Origin of the sequence: Paucibacter sp. KBW04 (assembly GCF_003852425.1) — a bacterium.
Lineage (GTDB): Bacteria > Pseudomonadota > Gammaproteobacteria > Burkholderiales > Burkholderiaceae_C > Paucibacter_A.
Window position 1 is genome coordinate 187850 of record NZ_QAJN01000016.1, and the last position, 16306, is coordinate 204155.

Consider the following 16306-nt stretch of genomic DNA (forward strand, 5'->3'; position numbering starts at 1 on the left):
TCAAACCAATGGCCATGCCCCACCAAGGACAGGCAATGTTCAAGAAACTCAATACCAACCGGATGAGAAAACTCATGTCCGGCGCGGCCCCATGCGCCCTGCTATTCCTGAGCGGCCAAACCAACCCGGCCCAGGCGCAAACCTTTTGCAATCCCATGTATATGCCGCCGGGTGCCTGCGTCCCCTACGACCATATGTTGGAGCGACAAAAACAGGCCGAGCAACTCAGCTACGAGCAACGAACCCGTATTTGGTCGCCGGCGCAGTGGGACGATTTTGTTCAGGCAGGCAAGGAATCGGCCCGGCAGCGAGTGGCGGAACTGCAGCGCCAGCAATTGCAGGATCCCAATTACAAGAGATTAAAAACAGGGGGTTGGGAGTTTCATCAATCCAGCCCCGCCGCGCCCCTCAAATGGTGCCAAGCCGTTTTCATGAATTTGAATGGCGGCGCCCTGTTGATGAAGTTTGGCCGCGGGCCACAAGGTACGTATATCGGCTACTTTGGCCCCGGCATCGACAAACCGATAGCGCCGACAAAACTCAGCGTTTCATTGACGCAGTCGAACGAAACCCAAACCGTGCAGGCCATGCATGTGTTTTTGCCCTGGGACGGTCGATACGGCCTGATTCTGCTTGCCGTCCCTTCCCCGCAAGCACTGGTTGAATCCATCGAAGAAGAGCAAGACTTCAGCTTGGCGGCCCATCAGCAGCCCTTGATCAGCGGCAAATGGCATGAGGGAAACAAGGCCCGCGAATGGCTGGGCGAATGCATCAAGCAGCTAGAAAAATGAATCACGGGCTCAAAAAATCGGACTTTGGGGTGCCCATCGCCTTGCTGGTCTTGGCCGCCTTCCCAGTTTTGGTCGGCTGCTTGCGCCTGGCCCAGCTGGCCAGCGGCGCCGAAGTCACGCCGGCCAACGCGCGCTTCATGGCCTCCCCGCTACCCATCGTCTTGCACATCGTGGCCAGCAGCGTCTTCGCTGTTCTGGGCGCATTTCAGTTCAGTCCCTGGCTGCGCAGCCGGGCGCCCAGGCTGCATCGAATTGCCGGCCGCGTCGCGGTGGTGGGCGGCGGCATCAGCGCCGCTTCGGGCCTGTGGATGACGCTGTTCTATCCCCGTGTCGAACTGCCACCGGCCAGTTTCGACGGCCCCTGGCTTTTCACCCTTAGGCTGCTGGTGGGGTTCGTCATGCTGCTGGCCTTGGCCCGGGGGCTTTGGGCCATCAGGCAGCGAGACCTTCAAAACCATCGTGCCTGGGTGATGCGGGCCTATGCCCTGGGCATGGGCGCGGGCACCCAGGTCTTCACCCACATCCCCTGGTTTTTGTTTCCCAGTCTGCAAGGCGAGTGGGCGCGCACGATTTGCATGGGCGCCGGCTGGGCCATCAATCTGGCCATCGCCGAGTGCTTCATCCGGCAAGCCCGCAGAAACCCAGCGAGCCCCAGGCCAGCGCGGGCTCACACAGGCTTGGCCACCACCAGGTACTGAAAAGCCAAGAAGTTGCGCAGCCCCGGCCAGGCCAGCCAGCGGGCATGGCGGTTGATGGGATGGGGGCGCTCCAGCAGACGGTAGTTCACATCCCACTGCTGGATCTGCAAGCCCTCGCCCTGGAACAGGGCTTGCACATTCTTGCGGGTGAAGAAGCGCAGATGCGTGCGGTCATGGATGCCGCGATCCCGGTAAGGCCACTCGCCCCGGATGACGAGGTGGTAAATCGTGTCCAGATGACGAACATTCGGGATCGATGCGATCACCACGCCATTCGGTTCAAGCAGAGGCCGCACCCGCTTGAGCATCAACCACGGGTCGCGCAAATGCTCCAGCACATCCGCAAAAACAATCGCGTCAAAACGCTGGCCGGCCAGCGGCGCCAAGGCCGACTGAGCCTCAATATCACCGACCAGCACCTGGTCCAGTCGGGTGCGGGCCACCTCGCCCATCGCCGGCATCAGCTCCATGCCCACCACCTGGCATTGCGGCCAGCGCCGCTTGATGGACTCGCCCAAGGTGCCATCGCTGCAGCCCACGTCCAGCACCCGCTTAGGTGCACTTGGCATCAGCCGCAGGATGTCGGGCCTGGGCCCGACATAGGCTTGATTGAACTCGGGCTGCTTGGTCGAGGCTTGATCCATGCGTTTTCTCGTTTGACTCTTTGTCTAGCTAGCGACTCTCAACCGGCGGGCCCAACCATAGCGCGCCCCCCTGCTGGCATTGGCGGCGATGACTGGCCAGGCGAGGCAACTCGCTGGCCACTTTCAACAGGGCCGCGACCACGGCAAGCGCCTCAATCCAATCCAGATGCGCCAGCAAGGCACTGAGGCCGGCCAGGCCCTGCACGACCAAGGCCTGCCAGCAATTCTTGGCGAAGCCACCGGCCGGATGCTTGATCTGACGGATCAGAGAGGAGCGCAAGCGCGAGCGACGGCGATTGAATTGACCTCGCCTCGACTCCCGGCTGAGCTGCCCATGAAAGCCCCGGCAATGGAAAAAATGTGCCGCCGGCACCAGGGCGATGCCCCAGCCATGATGACGCGCCCGGTTGCAAAGATCGTCGTCCTCGCAATACATAAAGAACAAGGGATCGAAGCCGCCGACCTGCTCCAAAAAGCGCCTGGGCATCAACCAGGCCGCGGCCGGCATGGCGTCCACGCCATACCGCGCCTGCAGCGGCCGCGCCAGCAAGGCGTCATTGAGCAAGGCAGGGGCAAAAGGACCCAGGTAGTAGTGCAAGAAAGTGGGGTCGAGTGCCTGCCCCTGGGCGTCCAACTGCAGCGGGCACAGAATGCCCAGCCCCGGCTGGTCGGCTGCCTGCTCACAGAGCTTGGCGAGCGCCTCGGGCGCCACCTGCGCATCCTGATTGAGGATGAACACATACTCCGCCCCCAGCTGCAGGGCCCGCGCAATGCCAAGATTATTGGCCCGGCCAAAGCCCAGATTGCTGCCGGTCGCGATCAGCTCAACATCGCTGCAGGCTCGAACCAGGGATGCGGTCTGATCAGTCGACGCGTTATCCACCACGATCAGCTGCAAGAAAACGTCGCGGCTGTCCCGCAGCGATTGCAGGCACTGGGTGATCCAGGCCGCGCCGTTATAGCTGACGATGACACAAGCGATGCGGGGCACGGGAGAGGCGGCAGTCGCTGTCATGTCATGGGCTGGGCGCCGAGGGAAGTCCAGCCGCAACAAAAGGCCGCGGTGGCTCGGGTGAGCGCCAATCTACCCGAAACCGCCGCGAGCACCATAGGCATCTACACCCAGCAACTCCGCGCTTAGGTGGCACCGACCTTGGCCCGCATGGCCTTGCACTTGCTCACGCAGCCCCTGAGCAATGCCAGCGCCCCCAAGATCACAAAACCGCCCAGTGCGATCAGGCCCCAGGCCAGAGGCCGGTGCTCGCGCGCCCAGAGCCGGGCCTCTTGCAAAGACTGGCGGGCGACAAAGCGCTGGGCTTGCCAGAAGCTGGGCTCTTGCTGAATCTGCCCGAACAGAAAGTCCAATTGCTCGCCCTGGGGCGGAATATAGGCCCCCGTTTTGATGTAGCGCTGGTACAGGCTTTGGGTCAACTCATCGTCCAGATTGATCACCCAGGACGCCGCGTTGCTGAGCACATCGGCATAGGTTCGCGAACGCGCGGGCAGCAAATCGGCCGCTTGGCCGGCCAGCTTGACGGCCTCGTAGCGGTAGTGAAAACGCTTTTCGCCAAACTCGCCTCGCGTGGCCTGGAAGCGCTGACGCTCGGTGGGCGTGCGCGTCTTGTCCGACTCCGGCCCCATGCCGGCCAGATCGTAGTTGCCACCAATCATGGCGAAGTCGGGGTTGACCTCATAAGCCATGATTTCCATGCCATGCCAGCGGGCGATCTCGGCCGCCTCGTACAAAGACTCGGCACGGCCGACCTGGGTCCAGGCCTTGGCCGCGGCACGCAAGGCCTTGGCATAGGCCTTGGCGTACACACGCGCCTGCTCGGGTTTGGCCCCACCGTCCACCGCTTGCAGTTCACGATCCTGGAAGTAGTCCAACGCCTCGTCAAAGCGCTGCTCGCGCATCAGGCGGCGGGCCAGCAGGTCGCGCAGGGCGCCGGCATTGTTGAGATGGGCATAGCCCGTCTCCGCCGCAGGCACGGCCTTGGCTGCGCGCTGGTCCACAAAGGTCTTCAACTCGTCCAGCGTCAGCAAACGCTCGGCGACGTAGGCGGCGTCGATCCAGTACTCGGGGCCTTGGCCGTAGAGCAGGTCCAAGGCCTGGACGAATTCATCGCCGCCCAGCTTGAGCGCGGCAAATTGGGCAGACAGCAATTGCGCATCTTCAGCTGCCAGCTTTTTGTCCTCGGCCTTTTCGCCGCGATCGGCCGCCAAGGCCTTGGCGAAGGCGGTCGCGGCCGCCTTCTTGTCACCCGCCATCAAGGCCAGCTTGGCGCGCAGCCAATGCGCGGTCGGCGTTTGCAAATCACCCACATAACGGCGCGCCAGATCGTAGCGAGCGTTGGCATAGGCGGCAGCAGCCAGCTTGTCGGCGTCAGCGGGTTGCTGAATGCCGGCTGCGTCCAGGGCCTTGACCAGGCGGTTCAGCGGCGAGGCCGGCCGCAGCTTGGCTCCCTCGCCTCCCTCCACATGCGCTTCCTCATCGCCGTAGGACAGCACATAGCCCACCAGCAGGCGCTGCACCAGAGGCGACTTGATATGCGCTTGCAGGCCCGCCTCGTCCTTGAGCAGGCGCTGCGCCACGATCAGCAAGGACTCGCCCGACTTCCAGCTCTCATGCGAGGCCTGCTCGGCATACAGCTCGGTGGCGCGCCTGTAATCGCCCGCGTTCAGATGCATGCGGGCCTGGGCGCCAAAGCTGTCCAGTCCCAGGAACTCGGGGTCGGGCGCGCCGGCAGCGGCCAGCTTGCGGGTCAGCTCAAAATGGCCGTCAGCCTTGGCCAGATAGCCCTCGCCCCCTTCGGCGATCTCGACCAGGCCCAGGGAATAGGCCGCCCAGGTCGCCCGTATCGCGCGCTCCTTCTCCGGCAGCTTCAAGACCGCCTCGAAGCGCTGCCGGGCCTTGGCCAGCAAGGCCTTGCTTTCCGCCTCGCTCAAGCCCTGGGCGCGGACCACGGGCCGGGGGCAAGCCTCGTCCGAGCTCGCAGCTTGCGAGGCCGCCGAGGCGGATGCCTGCGCGGCCTCGGCCTCCAGCTCGCAAGTGCTTTCTTCGGGATCAGCGTCTTGCTCTGGCGAGTAAGGCACGACGCGACGATAGTCCACCGCTCCAGCGGTGTAGAGGCGCAGAGCCGCAGGCAGGGCCGCGCCGAGGGCAAAGGCTTGATCGCCTTGCTCGGCAGCGCGCATCTCGTAGACCAATTTGCGCTGGGCGGCATTCAAGCCCTGACCTTCGGGGTCGTGCTTGCCGTCTTGCAGATCGGCCGTGTTGTGCTCCAAACCATTGGGGAACTTCTTGGCCGGGGCCGGGTGCAGCTGCGCCGCATCGCGGAAGAAGTTGCCGGGAATGGCAGCCTTCAAGAAGGCGGCGCGTGAATTCAGGTAGACCTGAAAGTCCGGCCCGCAAGCCAGGGCCACGCCCAGCACGCTGCAGCCAGCCAAGGCCAGCCACAAAGGGCGGCGGGTGAAGCTTGATGCAGCGCGAATCAGCGGGGAGGCAGGTCCTTGCTTCTCTTTGTTCTTATCGGTTTTCATGAATCTCTATCACTGGAAGGCGCGAGCATCTTAGCCATGCCACCTCGCTGCTCGCCCCCGGTTTGAGCAAAAGACTGCCCGCGCGCTGCAAATGCCAGCCACCGTTCGCGCCGACGATGCTACGGTAGCCCAATCGGCCTTGCACGCTGCCGCAATCAGCAGGCAGATTCAGGCGGCTGGGCCACAAGGCGTCGCTGCGGCCGCTGTTGACGAGTTGCAAGCGATACAGGCCCGGCGTGCTCGCATCGGCCTGGGCTTGCACACGCAGCGCCGGCTGCAGGGGCGCGCCGCTCATCACCCGGCGCCAGGTGGCGGGATGCCAGGCCCGTTGATCGGCCAAGGTCGGCAGGCGGAACCAAACAAGACCCTGCAGATGGCTCAGGCGCGGCCGGGCACGCGGCAAGGCCTGGTGCACAAAATCTTGTAGCTGCTGCGGGTCCACCGCCCATTCGGCGCTGCCGACCGCGCCGCCCAGCAAGGGCGTCTCGCTCTCCACCGCCAGCAGATTGCCAAAGTCGTCAAAGCGCAGCTGAGCCGAGTAAGTGGGCAGGGCCAGCTGATAGCGCAAGGGGCTGGGGTTGGCCTCGGCGATGGCCTCGATCTGCTGCGCCCAGCGCAGGGCCAGCCTTGGGTCGAACAGGCCTTGGCCCGGGTTCTGCACCGCATGCAGCTGCAGCGTCAATTCATCTACCTGTTGCCACAGCGCCGGCAGCTCGCGCGAGCCCAGCCAAGCCGGCAAGGCGGTGATCAAGAGCGGCAGCCCAGCCAGCGCGGCCTCAGCCCGCAGGCTTTGTAGAAACTCGCGGTACTGGCGCAGGCGGGCGGTGGCGCAGTCGTGGTCGATCTCCAGCGCCTCCAGCCTCAAGCCTTGGGCTCGGGCGCGCGCCACCGTCGCCAGCACGGCCGCGCGCAAGCGGGCCGGGTCCAGGCGCTGCAACTGCCCCTCGATGCGCACAACAGCCACCACCCCCTTGCCCGTGGCCTGCAAGGCGGCGGCGTCCACGGCGGCGAAGCGCTGGCTACCGTCGGCGGCGATATGGCTCATCAGCACCCGCCAGCGACGCAGTGCTGCACCCTGCGACTCCTCGGAGGCTTCGCGCAGGGCGGCGCGCAAGGGCTCTTGCCACAGCATCTGCCAGATGTACGCCTCCTGGCTCAGGGCCAAGGCGGCCGGCGGGCGCAGCCAGGCCCACGCGGCACCCAGGGCCATGCCCAACAGTACAACCATCCACAGCCCTCGCCTCCTCCAGGTCATCTTGCTCATGCTTGCACTTGTCTCAACACCTGTCCCCGCTCCGCTGCAGACTTTTTCAGAAGGCGTTACGCTCAAGGGAAGCTCTGCACAAATCAGGCCGGTCCGGGCTAGCGGGCTCGGGCGGTCTGCGGCGTTGCAGTTCTCGCCAATAGCTAGGGCTATTGGCTTCAAACTGCGCCTTGCATCCCATCCCGATCCGCAAACCCGACCTCGCCCCGATTTATGCAGAGCTTCCCTAACCCGCCCTCCCTTCTGCGGTCATTGTCGAACAAGGCCTGCCGCAGCAGCGATCCCTCTTCCCCAATCACGGAGCCCCACCCATGATCAAACTGACTGTCAACGGCCGCGCCGTCGCGCTCGACGCCGACGCGAACGAGCCCCTGCTCTGGGCCTTGCGTGAAGACCTGCAACTCACCGGCACCAAATTCGGCTGCGGCATGGCTTTGTGCGGCGCCTGCACCGTGCATCTGGACGGCCAGCCGGTGCGCGCCTGCTCCACGCCCTTGTCGGCCGCCGCGGGCAAAAAGGTCACCACCATCGAAGGCGTGGGCGCCAGCAAAACCGGCAAGGCGGTGCAAGCCGCCTGGGTCAAGCTCGATGTACCGCAATGCGGCTATTGCCAGAGCGGCCAGATCATGAGCGCCTGCGCCCTGCTGGCAGCCAAGAAGTCGCCCAGCGACGCCGACATCGACAGCGCCATGAGCGGCAATATCTGCCGCTGCGGCACTTACAACCAGATCCGTGAGGCCATCCATGTGGCGGCCGACACACTGAAGTCCGGCAAAGCCATCAAGACCGTGGGAGCCTGAGATGAGCGACACCTTGAACACCCTGCTCGCAGCCTCCACGCGCTCTGAAACACCCTCCGAGGCGTCCCCGCTGCAAACCACCCGCCGCGGCTTCATGAAGTCGGGCGCCGGCTCGGCCCTGGTCGTCGGCTTCAGCCTGCCCCTGGCCGGCGGCCTGGCCTCCAAGGTGCAAGCCGCCACCGGTGAGGCGCCGCAAACCAATACCTTTGCGCCCAATGCCTGGCTGCGCATCACGCCGGACAACCGCATCACCGTGCTCTGCGGCTCGGCCGAGATGGGCCAGGGCGTGCTGACCGCCATCCCCATGCTGGTGGCCGAAGAACTGGACGCCGACTGGAAGCTGGTGGGCGTGGAGCAAGCCCCGGCCCACACCGCCTATAACAACCCCATGTTCGGCATGCAAGCCACCGGCGGCAGCACCACCATACGCGCGCACTGGACGCCGCTGCGCCAGGCCGGTGCGGCCGCGCGCGAGATGCTTTTGGCCTCCGCCGCCGAGCAGCTCAAGATCGACGTTAGCCACCTGAGAACCGAGCGCAGCCATGTGATCGCCCCCGGCGGCAAAAAGCTCAGCTACGGCTCGCTCGTGGAGGCCGCCAGCCGCCAGCCCGTACCCGACAAGCCCTTGCTGAAGAGCCGGGCCGATTTCAAGATTCTGGGCAAGCCCACCGCCCGCCTGGACACGCCCGCCAAGGTCAAGGGCACGGCCAAGTTCGGCATCGATGCCCGCATCGACGGCATGCTGGTCGCCGTGATGGCGCGCGCACCCTTTGCCGACGCCAAGGTCAAGTCCATGGACGAGGCGGCCGCCCGCGCCGTCAAGGGCGTGCAAAAGATCATCAGCATCCCGCATGGCGTGGCCGTGCTGGCCGATGGCTACTGGGCCGCCAAGCAAGGCCGCGACGCCTTGGCCCTGCAATGGGAGATGGGCGACAAAGCGCAGCTCAACTCCGCCAAGGTCAGCGAGATGCTGAACGACGCGGCCAGTAACGCCGGCGCCATTGCGGTGGACAAGGGCAATCTCAAGGACGCCTCTGCCACTTCGGCCCAGCGCCTGAGCGCCAGCTACGAAGTGCCCTATCTGGCCCACGCCTGCATGGAGCCGCTGAACTGCCTGGCCTGGGTCAAAGGGGATGAGGTGACGATCTGGGCCGGCACCCAAAGCCAGGGCCCCGCGCAAGGCATCCTGGGCCAGATCGCCCAGGTGACGCCGGCCAAGGTCAAGGTCAACACCTTGCTGCTGGGCGGTGGCTTTGGCCGCCGTTTTGCCCCCGACTTCACCATCGACGCGACCCTGCTGTCCAAACTCAGCGGCAGCCCGGTCAAGCTGATCTACACCCGCGAGGACGATATGGCGGCGGGCTATTACCGCCCGGCGTCTCTGGTCAAGTTCGAGGCGGCGCTGGACGAGAACGGCCGCGCCACCGCCTTGCGCGCCGATGTGGCCTCGCCCTCCATCATGGCCGGCTCCGGCTTTATGAAGCTGCCCGAAAGCGGCGTGGACGGCCAAGCCGTCGAAGGCCTGGCCGATCATCTCTACGACATCCCCAACCAACGCATCGCCTACGGCCGCGCCGAGCCCGGCCCGCAGGTCTGGTTCTGGCGCTCGGTGGGCCACTCGCAGAACGCTTTCTTCATCGAAAGCTTTATCGACGAACTGGCCGCCGCCGCCAAGGCCGACCCGCTGCAATACCGGCTGAAGATGCTGGACAAGCACCCACGCGCCAAGGCCGTGCTGGAAGCCGCAGCGGCCAAGGCCGGCTGGGGTCAGGTCTTGCCTGCGGGGGTGAAGCGGGGCATCGCCCTGGCCGAGAGCTTTGGCAGCTTTGTCGCCGAAGTGGCCGAGGTCTCGGTCGCCGCCGACGGCACGCCCAAGGTGCACCGCGTCGTCGCGGCGGTGGACTGCGGCCAGACCGTCAACCCGCAGACCATTGCCCGCCAGATCGAAGGCGCCATCGTCTACGGCCTCAGCGCGGCGCTCTACGGCCAGATCACGCTGAAAGACGGCCGCGTGGAGCAAAGCAATTTCCACGACTACCCGGTGCTGCGCATGAGCGAGATGCCCAAGGTAGAAGTGCACATCATCCCTAGCATGGCCGCCCCCGGCGGCGTGGGCGAGCCTGGCACCCCGCCGATTGCGCCTGCGGTGGCTAACGCCATCTTTGCGGCCACCGGTGTGCGCCTGCGCAAGCTGCCGTTTGAGACCGCCTTGTTGAAAAAGGCCTAAAGCCCATGAAGCGATTCACCCTCCCTGCCCTGCTCTTGAGCGCCGTCGGCGCCAGCTTCGCGGCCCCGCAGACGGGTTCGGTCTACGAGCAGCGGGAAAAGGACTGGCGCAACGGCGCCATCGTCTATCAGGTGCTGGTGGATCGCTTCGTGCCCTCGGCCCAGCTGGAGGCCAAGCGGGCGCTCTACCCGGCGCCCAAAAAGCTTCGGGATTGGGCCGAGCCGGCCAGGCCCGGCGTCTATCTGGAGGACGCCAAGCTCAATAGCCAGGAGCTGGACTTCTGGGGCGGTGATCTGCAAAGCCTGAGCACGCGGCTGGACTACATCCAGCAGCTGGGCGCCGATGTGCTCTACCTCAACCCCATCCACCTGGCCTACACCAACCACAAATACGACGCCTTCGACTTCAAGGCCATCTCACCCGAGTACGGCAGCCGGGCCGAGTTCAAGCAACTGGCCGCGAATGTCCACCAACGCGGCATGAAGCTGGTGCTGGACGGGGTGTTCAACCATATGGGGCGCAACTCACCCAAGTTCCAGCAAGCCTTCGCCAAGCCCGACAGCCCCTGGCGGGACTGGTTCGCCATCGGCCCACAATACCAAGGCGGCGCGCGGGTGTGGACGGGTTTTCAAAACCTGCCCGAGCTCAATTTGGAAAACCCGGCAGTGCGCGACTACCTCTACGGCGCACCCGACTCGGTGGTGCGCGGCTATTTGCGCGATGGCGCCGATGGTTGGCGCCTGGACACGGCCTTCGAGCTGGGTCTGCCCTTTCTGCGCGAGCTGACGGCGGCGGCGCATCAGCAAAAGCCCGGCTCCCTGGTGGTGGGTGAGATCGTCAACTACCCGTCTGACTGGCTGCACTCACTGGACGCGGTGATGAACTTCTCGCTGCGCCAGATCGTGCTGGGCCTGGCCCAGGGCGAGTTGTCACCGGCCATGAGCGCACGCATGAGCGAGCGCCTGATACGCGACGCAGGCATCGAGCCCATGCTCAAGTCCTGGATGGTGATCGACAACCACGACATCCCGCGCATCGCCCATCTCTTCCCGGCCAGCGATCAGCGCCGCATGGTGCAGACCCTGCAATTCACCCTGCCCGGCGCGCCAAATATCTACTACGGCGCCGAGCTGGGCATGAGCGGCGGAGGCGATCCCGAGAATCGCAGTCCCATGCGCTGGGACCTGCTCAAGGCCGACAACCCCGATCTGCTCTGGATGAAACAACTGGTCGCCCTGCGCAAGGAGCACCGCGCCTTGCGCGTGGGGGACTTCCGCCTGATCGAGGTCGAAAAGCTCTACGCCTTTGAGCGCTACACCGATCGCGCACTAGAGACCATGCTGGTGATCTGCAACCCCAGGGCTGAGCCGGTCAGCGAGCGCCTGATGGTGGCGAACGCCATGCTGATGGACGACACCCCGCTGGTCGATGCCCTGAACCCCAAAGCCGATAGCCCTCTGGTGCTGGGCGCGGGCTTTGTGACCGTCACCGTGCCGGCCCGCACGACCCTGGTGCTACAGCCCAAGGAACGCGAGCTGGGCGGCTACAGCCGCTACAAACGGGTCAACTGAGCCGCCCAGGCACTGCCGTTCAAGCGGCAGGCGGATAACCGGCTTCGGTCAGAGCTGTTGCCAGGTCTTCGCGCGACAAATCGCTCTGCACTTGCAACTCGCGCGTGTCGCGTTTGAAGTCCAGCTTGGCCTGATCGTCCACCTCGCCCAGGGCGCGGGTGATGGCAGCGACGCAATGGCCGCAGCTCATATCGGGCAGTTTGAAGTCATAGGTATGCAGGGTGGCGCTCATCTCTGGCTCTCCGATGTGATGGGAATGCAAGAAGCATAGACCTTGCCACGATGGCAAGGTCAAGCGGAAAGCAAAAAGCGAATCAAGTCATCGTTCACCACATGGGCCTTGAGGCGCTGATTTCCTGCGACTCGCGCCACCGTAGAGCGCCTCGTCGACGCTGGATGCTGCACCCCGCCCGAGCAACAGCAACGGCAGCGTTTCTCGGATGTCGCACCCCTGGCCGCTTTGAGTGCGCTCAGCTGGCTGAATCCGCCACCCGGAGCGGGCATTCGTCGTGACTGTCTCGCATCCCAGAAGCGGTCATTCAACGTGCGAGGTCAGCGGGCAGCGAAGCCATCCGCTGGAGCGAAAGGCTAGCTGGCAACTCCACTGCCCAATCGTCGGCCACGCATTCGAATGTCTCATCTTTGAAATAGAAGAGAAAGTGCGTGGCCTGACCGGAGCGCGGGGCATCGGCGTTGATGATCCAATCCTGTGGAGCCGAGAGCAAATCCGGGGCACCCGACACTGCGTAAAACTCACCCCAGGCCGGGGCCAAGCGACTGAATCGGCACTCTCCCATGAGCCAGCCCTCGTCGTTGGTTGGCCCATCGCGAAAGCGCTGGCAGTTTTTGAAGCGCAGCGTTGCTTTGGTTCCTTCGCTGAACTTAGGAAACTGGAAGGCGTTCACATAAAAGGTGACGAACGTGTCTGGACCCACTACGAGCACCGATGGCTCCGGAGCATTGGGGTCGGCATTCCAGCCGTTGTTGAGTTGCACGAACTTCGCCATTGCCAGCTACCGAGACAGGGGGCAAAAGGAGCTGCGCTCAAACATCGGCGCTGCCCGTACAACTAAGCGAAGCTTGACAGACGCAAGTCCTTGGATAGTCACTGCTTTCTCAATTCAAAGCCAGGTCGCAAGGGTACTAAAAGTTCCGACAAAGACGACACGGGATACAACTTACGCTGCACAGCAAGATTCTCGCCTCTTCGTCCTTGGCGCAGGGATTCACGGTGCAACTCGGGAATTCACGAACGCCCGCTCATGGCCAGGAACAACCCCAGGCGAGCGGCTGCTTTCAGCCACCTCCTCCCCGAGGTCCGCTCCAGCAGGAGTGCGGCAATGTGTCTGTCCACTCCGAGACCGCATAGCAAAAGACACTGCCGCAGCAGGGGCTTGACCTTGCCATCATGGCAAGCTTGATACTTGCCAGCATGATGATCAAAACACCTGCCAACACCCCCAGCCCCTGGACCTTGCCCATAGCGGGCATGACTTGCGCATCTTGCGCGAGCCGGGTGGAAAAAGCGCTCAAGGCCTTGCCCGGCGTGCGCTCGGCCCAGGTCAATCTGGCGACCGAGACGGCCAGTGTGGAAGGGGCACCGGAGCTGATCCTGGCCGCGCTACAGGCCAGCGTCAAAAAGGCCGGCTATAGCTTGCGCGAGAAAATCTGGCAGCTGCAGGTGGGCGGCATGACCTGCGCCTCCTGTGTAGGCCGGGTCGAGAAGGCACTTATGAAAGTGCCCGGTGTGCTGGAGGCCGAGGTCAATCTGGCGACCGAGACGGCCACGCTGCGTGCCCTGGCTTCGGTGGAGCTGGATCAGCTGCTGGGCGCCATCCTCAAGGCCGGCTACACGGCGCAGCGCCTGGACACTAACTCAGAACCTGAGCAGAGCGCCGCCGCCCTGCCCTGGTCACACAGCGCCTGGCCGGTGGGCTTGGCCGCGCTGCTGTCCGCGCCCCTGGTCATCCCCATGCTGGGCGATTTTTTTGGCCAGCACTGGATGCTCAACGGCTGGTGGCAGCTGCTGCTGGCCGCCCCCGTGCAGCTCATCCTCGGCGCTCGCTTTTACAAAGCCGGTTGGGCGGCGCTGCGGGCGGGCAGCGGCAATATGGACCTGCTGGTGGCCTTGGGCACCTCGGCGGCCTTCGGGCTCTCGGTCTACGAGCTTCTGATTCGCGGGCCCATGAGCATGAACCTCTACTTCGAGTCCGCCGCCGTGGTCATCACCTTGGTGCTGCTGGGCAAGTGGATGGAGGCGCGGGCCAAGCGCCAGACCACGGAGGCGATTCGGGCACTCAAGAAGCTGCGCCCCGAGACCGCTCGCGTGCGCCGCGATGGCGTCGAGTCCGAGCTGCCCCTGGCCGCCCTGCGCCTAGGCGACGAGGTGGTGGTGCGACCGGGCGAGCGCATCCCGGTGGACGGCGAGATCCTCAGCGGTGAGAGCCCGGTGGACGAATCCCTCATCACCGGGGAGAGCTTGCCTGTGGACAAACACCCTGGCGACGCGGTGGTGGGCGGCGCCGTCAATGGCGAGGGCCTGCTGATCCTGCGCACCACGGCGCTGGGGGCGGAGTCCACGCTCTCGCGCATCGTGCGCCTGGTGGAGTCGGCCCAGGCCAAGAAGGCGCCCATCCAACGCCAAGTCGACCGAGTCAGCGCCATCTTTGTGCCGGTGGTGCTGGGCATTGCCTTGCTGACGCTGCTGTCCTGGGGCCTGAGCACGGGCGACTGGGAGCACGCGATTCTCAATGCGGTGGCGGTGCTGGTGATCGCCTGCCCCTGCGCCCTGGGCCTGGCCACGCCTACGGCCATCATGGTGGGCACCGGGGTGGCGGCGCGCCAAGGCATTCTGGTCAAGGATGCCGAGGCCCTGGAGTTGGCCGCCGAGGTCAGCCTGGTGGCTTTTGACAAGACCGGCACGCTGACGGTGGGCCGCCCAAAGTTGGCGCATCTGCAAAGCATCGCGGGCCTGGATGAACAGGCCGCCCTGGCCCTGGCCGCGGCCCTGCAATCGGGCAGCGAACACCCTCTGGCCCAGGCCGTGCGTGAGCGGGCTCTGGAACTCAAGCTCACTGTGCCCGAAGCCGCGCAGCTGCGCGCCGTGCCGGGCCGCGGTGTCAGCGCCCAGGTGAACGGTCAGGCCTATCTGCTGGGCAGCAGCCGCTATTTGAAGGACTTAGGCGCAGACCTCTCTGCCCTGCAAGCCGCCGCCGATCTGGCCCAGGCCCAAGGTCACAGCATCTCCTGGCTGGCCGAGGCGCCTGCTGCCGAGGGGGCTGCTCCCCGCCTGCTGGCGGCCCTGGCCTTTGGCGATGCGATCAAGCCCACGGCCGCGCCGGCCATCCAGGCTCTGCATGCTCTGGAGGTACGCAGCCTGCTGGTCAGCGGCGATAACAATGCCGCCGCCCAGGCCGTGGGCCACCAGCTCGGCCTGGACGAGGTGCGGGCCGAGGTCTTGCCGGCCGACAAAGCCCGCATCGTGGCCGAGCTGAAGAAAGAGCTGAGCAGCCAAGGCAAACACCGGCGCGTGGCCATGGTGGGCGACGGCATCAACGACGCGCCGGCGCTGGCCGCGGCCGATGTGGGCTTTGCCATGGCCACCGGCACCGATGTGGCCATGGCCGCGGCTGGTGTGACCCTGATGCGCGGCGATGTGCGCTTGGTCGCCCAGGCCATAGACCTGAGCCGCAAGACCGTGGCCAAGATTCGCCAAAACCTGTTCTGGGCATTTGCCTACAACGTGGTGGGCATCCCGCTGGCGGCTTTAGGTTTCCTCAACCCCATGCTGGCGGGCGCGGCCATGGCGCTGTCCAGCGTCTCGGTCGTCAGCAATGCATTGCTGCTCAAACGTTGGAAGGCGAAGGCATGAAGTCTGCGATGGAACTCTTCAATATCGGCGAGGCGGCGGCGCGCTCCGGCGTCTCGGCCAAGATGCTGCGGCATTACGAATCCTTGGGCCTGTTGCCCAAGGTGGCGCGCACCGAATCGGGCTACCGGCTCTATTCCGAACGCGAGGTTCACACCCTGCGCTTTATTCGCCGGGCACGCGATCTGGGCTTCTCCATGGCCGAGATTGCCGACCTGCTCAAGCTCTGGCAGAACCGGCGCCGCAGCAGCGCCGATGTCAAACGCATTGCCCAGACGCATATCGCTGACTTGGAACGCCGTCTGGCCGAGATGACGGCGATGAAGAACAGCTTGCAGCAATTGGTGCACTGCTGCCACGGCGATGAACGGCCGGATTGCCCGATTCTGGAGGGACTGGCGGGCTAGGGCTTGTTAGCGCTATGGCAATGGGCCGCGTCCCAGTTTTGCATGCGCTCCCGCCGCTCCAGGCGGAAGTTGGTCACCTCCAGGCGCAGGCCATCCGGGTCATTGAAAAACGTGGCCCAGTAGTCGGGCGCATAGTCCGGGTAGAGGGCGGCCTCGCTGGCCGCGATGCCAACGGCTTGCAAAGCCTCCGCCACCTCGCGCACCTCGTCAATCGAATTCACCCGCAGGCAGAAATGATGCAGGCCCGGCGCATAGGGTTCATGCGTCTGCGCCACACGGGCCGGCCGCAGCACAAAGCCGAACTGGCGGTTGTAGTACTGCACATGCGGCTCGCCGTTCAGGGAAAAACAGTTCTTTCGAAAACCCAGGATGTTCTGCAGCACCCGGTCGTAAAAAGCCTCCGAACGCTGCGGCTCGCTGACGCTGATGTAGATGTGATCGATGCCAATGACTTCGGCCATGGGGCACTCCAGATGAGTTCTGCTCAGAGCAGCAA

Annotated in this window: 14 protein-coding genes; 7 read left to right on the forward strand and 7 right to left on the reverse strand. The window is 64.8% G+C overall.

What is annotated here, in order from left to right; all coding sequences use genetic code 11:
- The first annotated feature begins 35 nt into the window (after positions 1-35).
- Positions 36-791, forward strand: a complete 756-nt coding sequence (locus tag DBR47_RS20370; protein WP_124453511.1) for a hypothetical protein — start codon at positions 36-38, stop codon at positions 789-791.
- A complete protein-coding gene (locus tag DBR47_RS20375) occupies positions 788-1489 on the forward strand; it encodes a DUF2306 domain-containing protein (RefSeq protein ID WP_124453513.1) in 702 nt (233 codons plus the stop codon). The genes DBR47_RS20370 and DBR47_RS20375 overlap by 4 nt, the downstream gene beginning before the upstream one ends.
- Here DBR47_RS20375 and DBR47_RS20380 read toward each other — a convergent pair.
- The 4 genes from DBR47_RS20380 to DBR47_RS20395 all read right to left on the reverse strand — a co-directional run bounded on the left by DBR47_RS20380 (position 1459) and on the right by DBR47_RS20395 (position 6937).
- The gene (locus DBR47_RS20380) at positions 1459-2133 is read right to left on the reverse strand and encodes a bifunctional 2-polyprenyl-6-hydroxyphenol methylase/3-demethylubiquinol 3-O-methyltransferase UbiG (protein WP_124453516.1); all 675 of its coding nucleotides are present in this window, start codon (positions 2131-2133) and stop codon (positions 1459-1461) included. The genes DBR47_RS20375 and DBR47_RS20380 overlap by 31 nt on opposite strands.
- Before the next feature lie 28 nt (positions 2134-2161).
- On the reverse strand, positions 2162-3148 hold the full coding sequence (locus DBR47_RS20385) for a glycosyltransferase family 2 protein (protein ID WP_124453518.1): 987 nt from the start codon (positions 3146-3148) through the stop codon (positions 2162-2164).
- Positions 3149-3270: 122 nt separating this feature from the next.
- On the reverse strand, positions 3271-5673 hold the full coding sequence (locus tag DBR47_RS20390) for a hypothetical protein (RefSeq protein WP_124453520.1): 2403 nt from the start codon (positions 5671-5673) through the stop codon (positions 3271-3273).
- Positions 5660-6937, reverse strand: a complete 1278-nt coding sequence (locus tag DBR47_RS20395) for a DUF3142 domain-containing protein (RefSeq protein WP_124453522.1) — start codon at positions 6935-6937, stop codon at positions 5660-5662. The genes DBR47_RS20390 and DBR47_RS20395 overlap by 14 nt, the downstream gene beginning before the upstream one ends.
- A gap of 311 nt (positions 6938-7248) precedes the next feature.
- Between DBR47_RS20395 and DBR47_RS20400 the strand changes: the two genes are divergently transcribed.
- The 3 genes from DBR47_RS20400 to DBR47_RS20410 are packed head-to-tail and all read left to right on the forward strand — an operon-like array spanning position 7249 to position 11535.
- A complete protein-coding gene (locus DBR47_RS20400; protein WP_124453524.1) occupies positions 7249-7737 on the forward strand; it encodes a (2Fe-2S)-binding protein in 489 nt (162 codons plus the stop codon).
- Position 7738: 1 nt separating this feature from the next.
- Positions 7739-9964 carry a xanthine dehydrogenase family protein molybdopterin-binding subunit gene (locus DBR47_RS20405; RefSeq protein WP_124453526.1) on the forward strand — a complete coding sequence of 742 codons (2226 nt, stop codon included), beginning with the start codon at positions 7739-7741 and terminating at the stop codon, positions 9962-9964.
- Positions 9965-9969: 5 nt separating this feature from the next.
- Positions 9970-11535 carry a glycoside hydrolase family 13 protein gene (locus DBR47_RS20410; protein ID WP_124453528.1) on the forward strand — a complete coding sequence of 522 codons (1566 nt, stop codon included), beginning with the start codon at positions 9970-9972 and terminating at the stop codon, positions 11533-11535.
- Positions 11536-11554: 19 nt separating this feature from the next.
- Here DBR47_RS20410 and DBR47_RS20415 read toward each other — a convergent pair whose 3' ends face one another.
- Both DBR47_RS20415 and DBR47_RS20420 read right to left on the reverse strand, forming a co-directional pair.
- Complete coding sequence (locus DBR47_RS20415; protein WP_124453530.1) at positions 11555-11767, reverse strand: heavy-metal-associated domain-containing protein; 213 nt, start codon at positions 11765-11767, stop codon at positions 11555-11557.
- 307 nt (positions 11768-12074) lie between these two features.
- Positions 12075-12542, reverse strand: a complete 468-nt coding sequence (locus tag DBR47_RS20420) for a hypothetical protein (RefSeq protein WP_124453532.1) — start codon at positions 12540-12542, stop codon at positions 12075-12077.
- Between the two features lie 428 nt (positions 12543-12970).
- Here DBR47_RS20420 and DBR47_RS20425 point away from each other — a divergent pair, with 428 nt between their 5' ends.
- Together DBR47_RS20425 and cueR are read left to right on the forward strand one after the other, a co-directional pair.
- Complete coding sequence (locus DBR47_RS20425; protein WP_197047191.1) at positions 12971-15406, forward strand: heavy metal translocating P-type ATPase; 2436 nt, start codon at positions 12971-12973, stop codon at positions 15404-15406.
- On the forward strand, positions 15403-15810 hold the full coding sequence (gene cueR / locus DBR47_RS20430) for a Cu(I)-responsive transcriptional regulator (protein ID WP_197047192.1): 408 nt from the start codon (positions 15403-15405) through the stop codon (positions 15808-15810). The genes DBR47_RS20425 and cueR overlap by 4 nt, the downstream gene beginning before the upstream one ends.
- On the opposite strand, the gene DBR47_RS20435 is transcribed toward cueR, so the two are convergent.
- Positions 15807-16271 carry a VOC family protein gene (locus DBR47_RS20435; RefSeq protein WP_124453537.1) on the reverse strand — a complete coding sequence of 155 codons (465 nt, stop codon included), beginning with the start codon at positions 16269-16271 and terminating at the stop codon, positions 15807-15809. The genes cueR and DBR47_RS20435 overlap by 4 nt on opposite strands.
- Positions 16272-16306: the final 35 nt, after the last annotated feature.

Bases quoted from the DNA above. Each gene is read 5' to 3' on its own strand.
- DBR47_RS20370 (WP_124453511.1), top strand. From the start codon at position 36: ATGTTCAAGAAACTCAATACCAACCGGATGAGAAAACTCATGTCCGGC.
- DBR47_RS20375 (WP_124453513.1), top strand. From the start codon at position 788: ATGAATCACGGGCTCAAAAAATCGGACTTTGGGGTGCCCATCGCCTTG.
- DBR47_RS20380 (WP_124453516.1), bottom strand. From the start codon at position 2,133: ATGGATCAAGCCTCGACCAAGCAGCCCGAGTTCAATCAAGCCTATGTC.
- DBR47_RS20385 (WP_124453518.1), bottom strand. From the start codon at position 3,148: ATGACAGCGACTGCCGCCTCTCCCGTGCCCCGCATCGCTTGTGTCATC.
- DBR47_RS20390 (WP_124453520.1), bottom strand. From the start codon at position 5,673: ATGAAAACCGATAAGAACAAAGAGAAGCAAGGACCTGCCTCCCCGCTG.
- DBR47_RS20395 (WP_124453522.1), bottom strand. From the start codon at position 6,937: ATGAGCAAGATGACCTGGAGGAGGCGAGGGCTGTGGATGGTTGTACTG.
- DBR47_RS20400 (WP_124453524.1), top strand. From the start codon at position 7,249: ATGATCAAACTGACTGTCAACGGCCGCGCCGTCGCGCTCGACGCCGAC.
- DBR47_RS20405 (WP_124453526.1), top strand. From the start codon at position 7,739: ATGAGCGACACCTTGAACACCCTGCTCGCAGCCTCCACGCGCTCTGAA.
- DBR47_RS20410 (WP_124453528.1), top strand. From the start codon at position 9,970: ATGAAGCGATTCACCCTCCCTGCCCTGCTCTTGAGCGCCGTCGGCGCC.
- DBR47_RS20415 (WP_124453530.1), bottom strand. From the start codon at position 11,767: ATGAGCGCCACCCTGCATACCTATGACTTCAAACTGCCCGATATGAGC.
- DBR47_RS20420 (WP_124453532.1), bottom strand. From the start codon at position 12,542: ATGGCGAAGTTCGTGCAACTCAACAACGGCTGGAATGCCGACCCCAAT.
- DBR47_RS20425 (WP_197047191.1), top strand. From the start codon at position 12,971: ATGATCAAAACACCTGCCAACACCCCCAGCCCCTGGACCTTGCCCATA.
- cueR (WP_197047192.1), top strand. From the start codon at position 15,403: ATGAAGTCTGCGATGGAACTCTTCAATATCGGCGAGGCGGCGGCGCGC.
- DBR47_RS20435 (WP_124453537.1), bottom strand. From the start codon at position 16,271: ATGGCCGAAGTCATTGGCATCGATCACATCTACATCAGCGTCAGCGAG.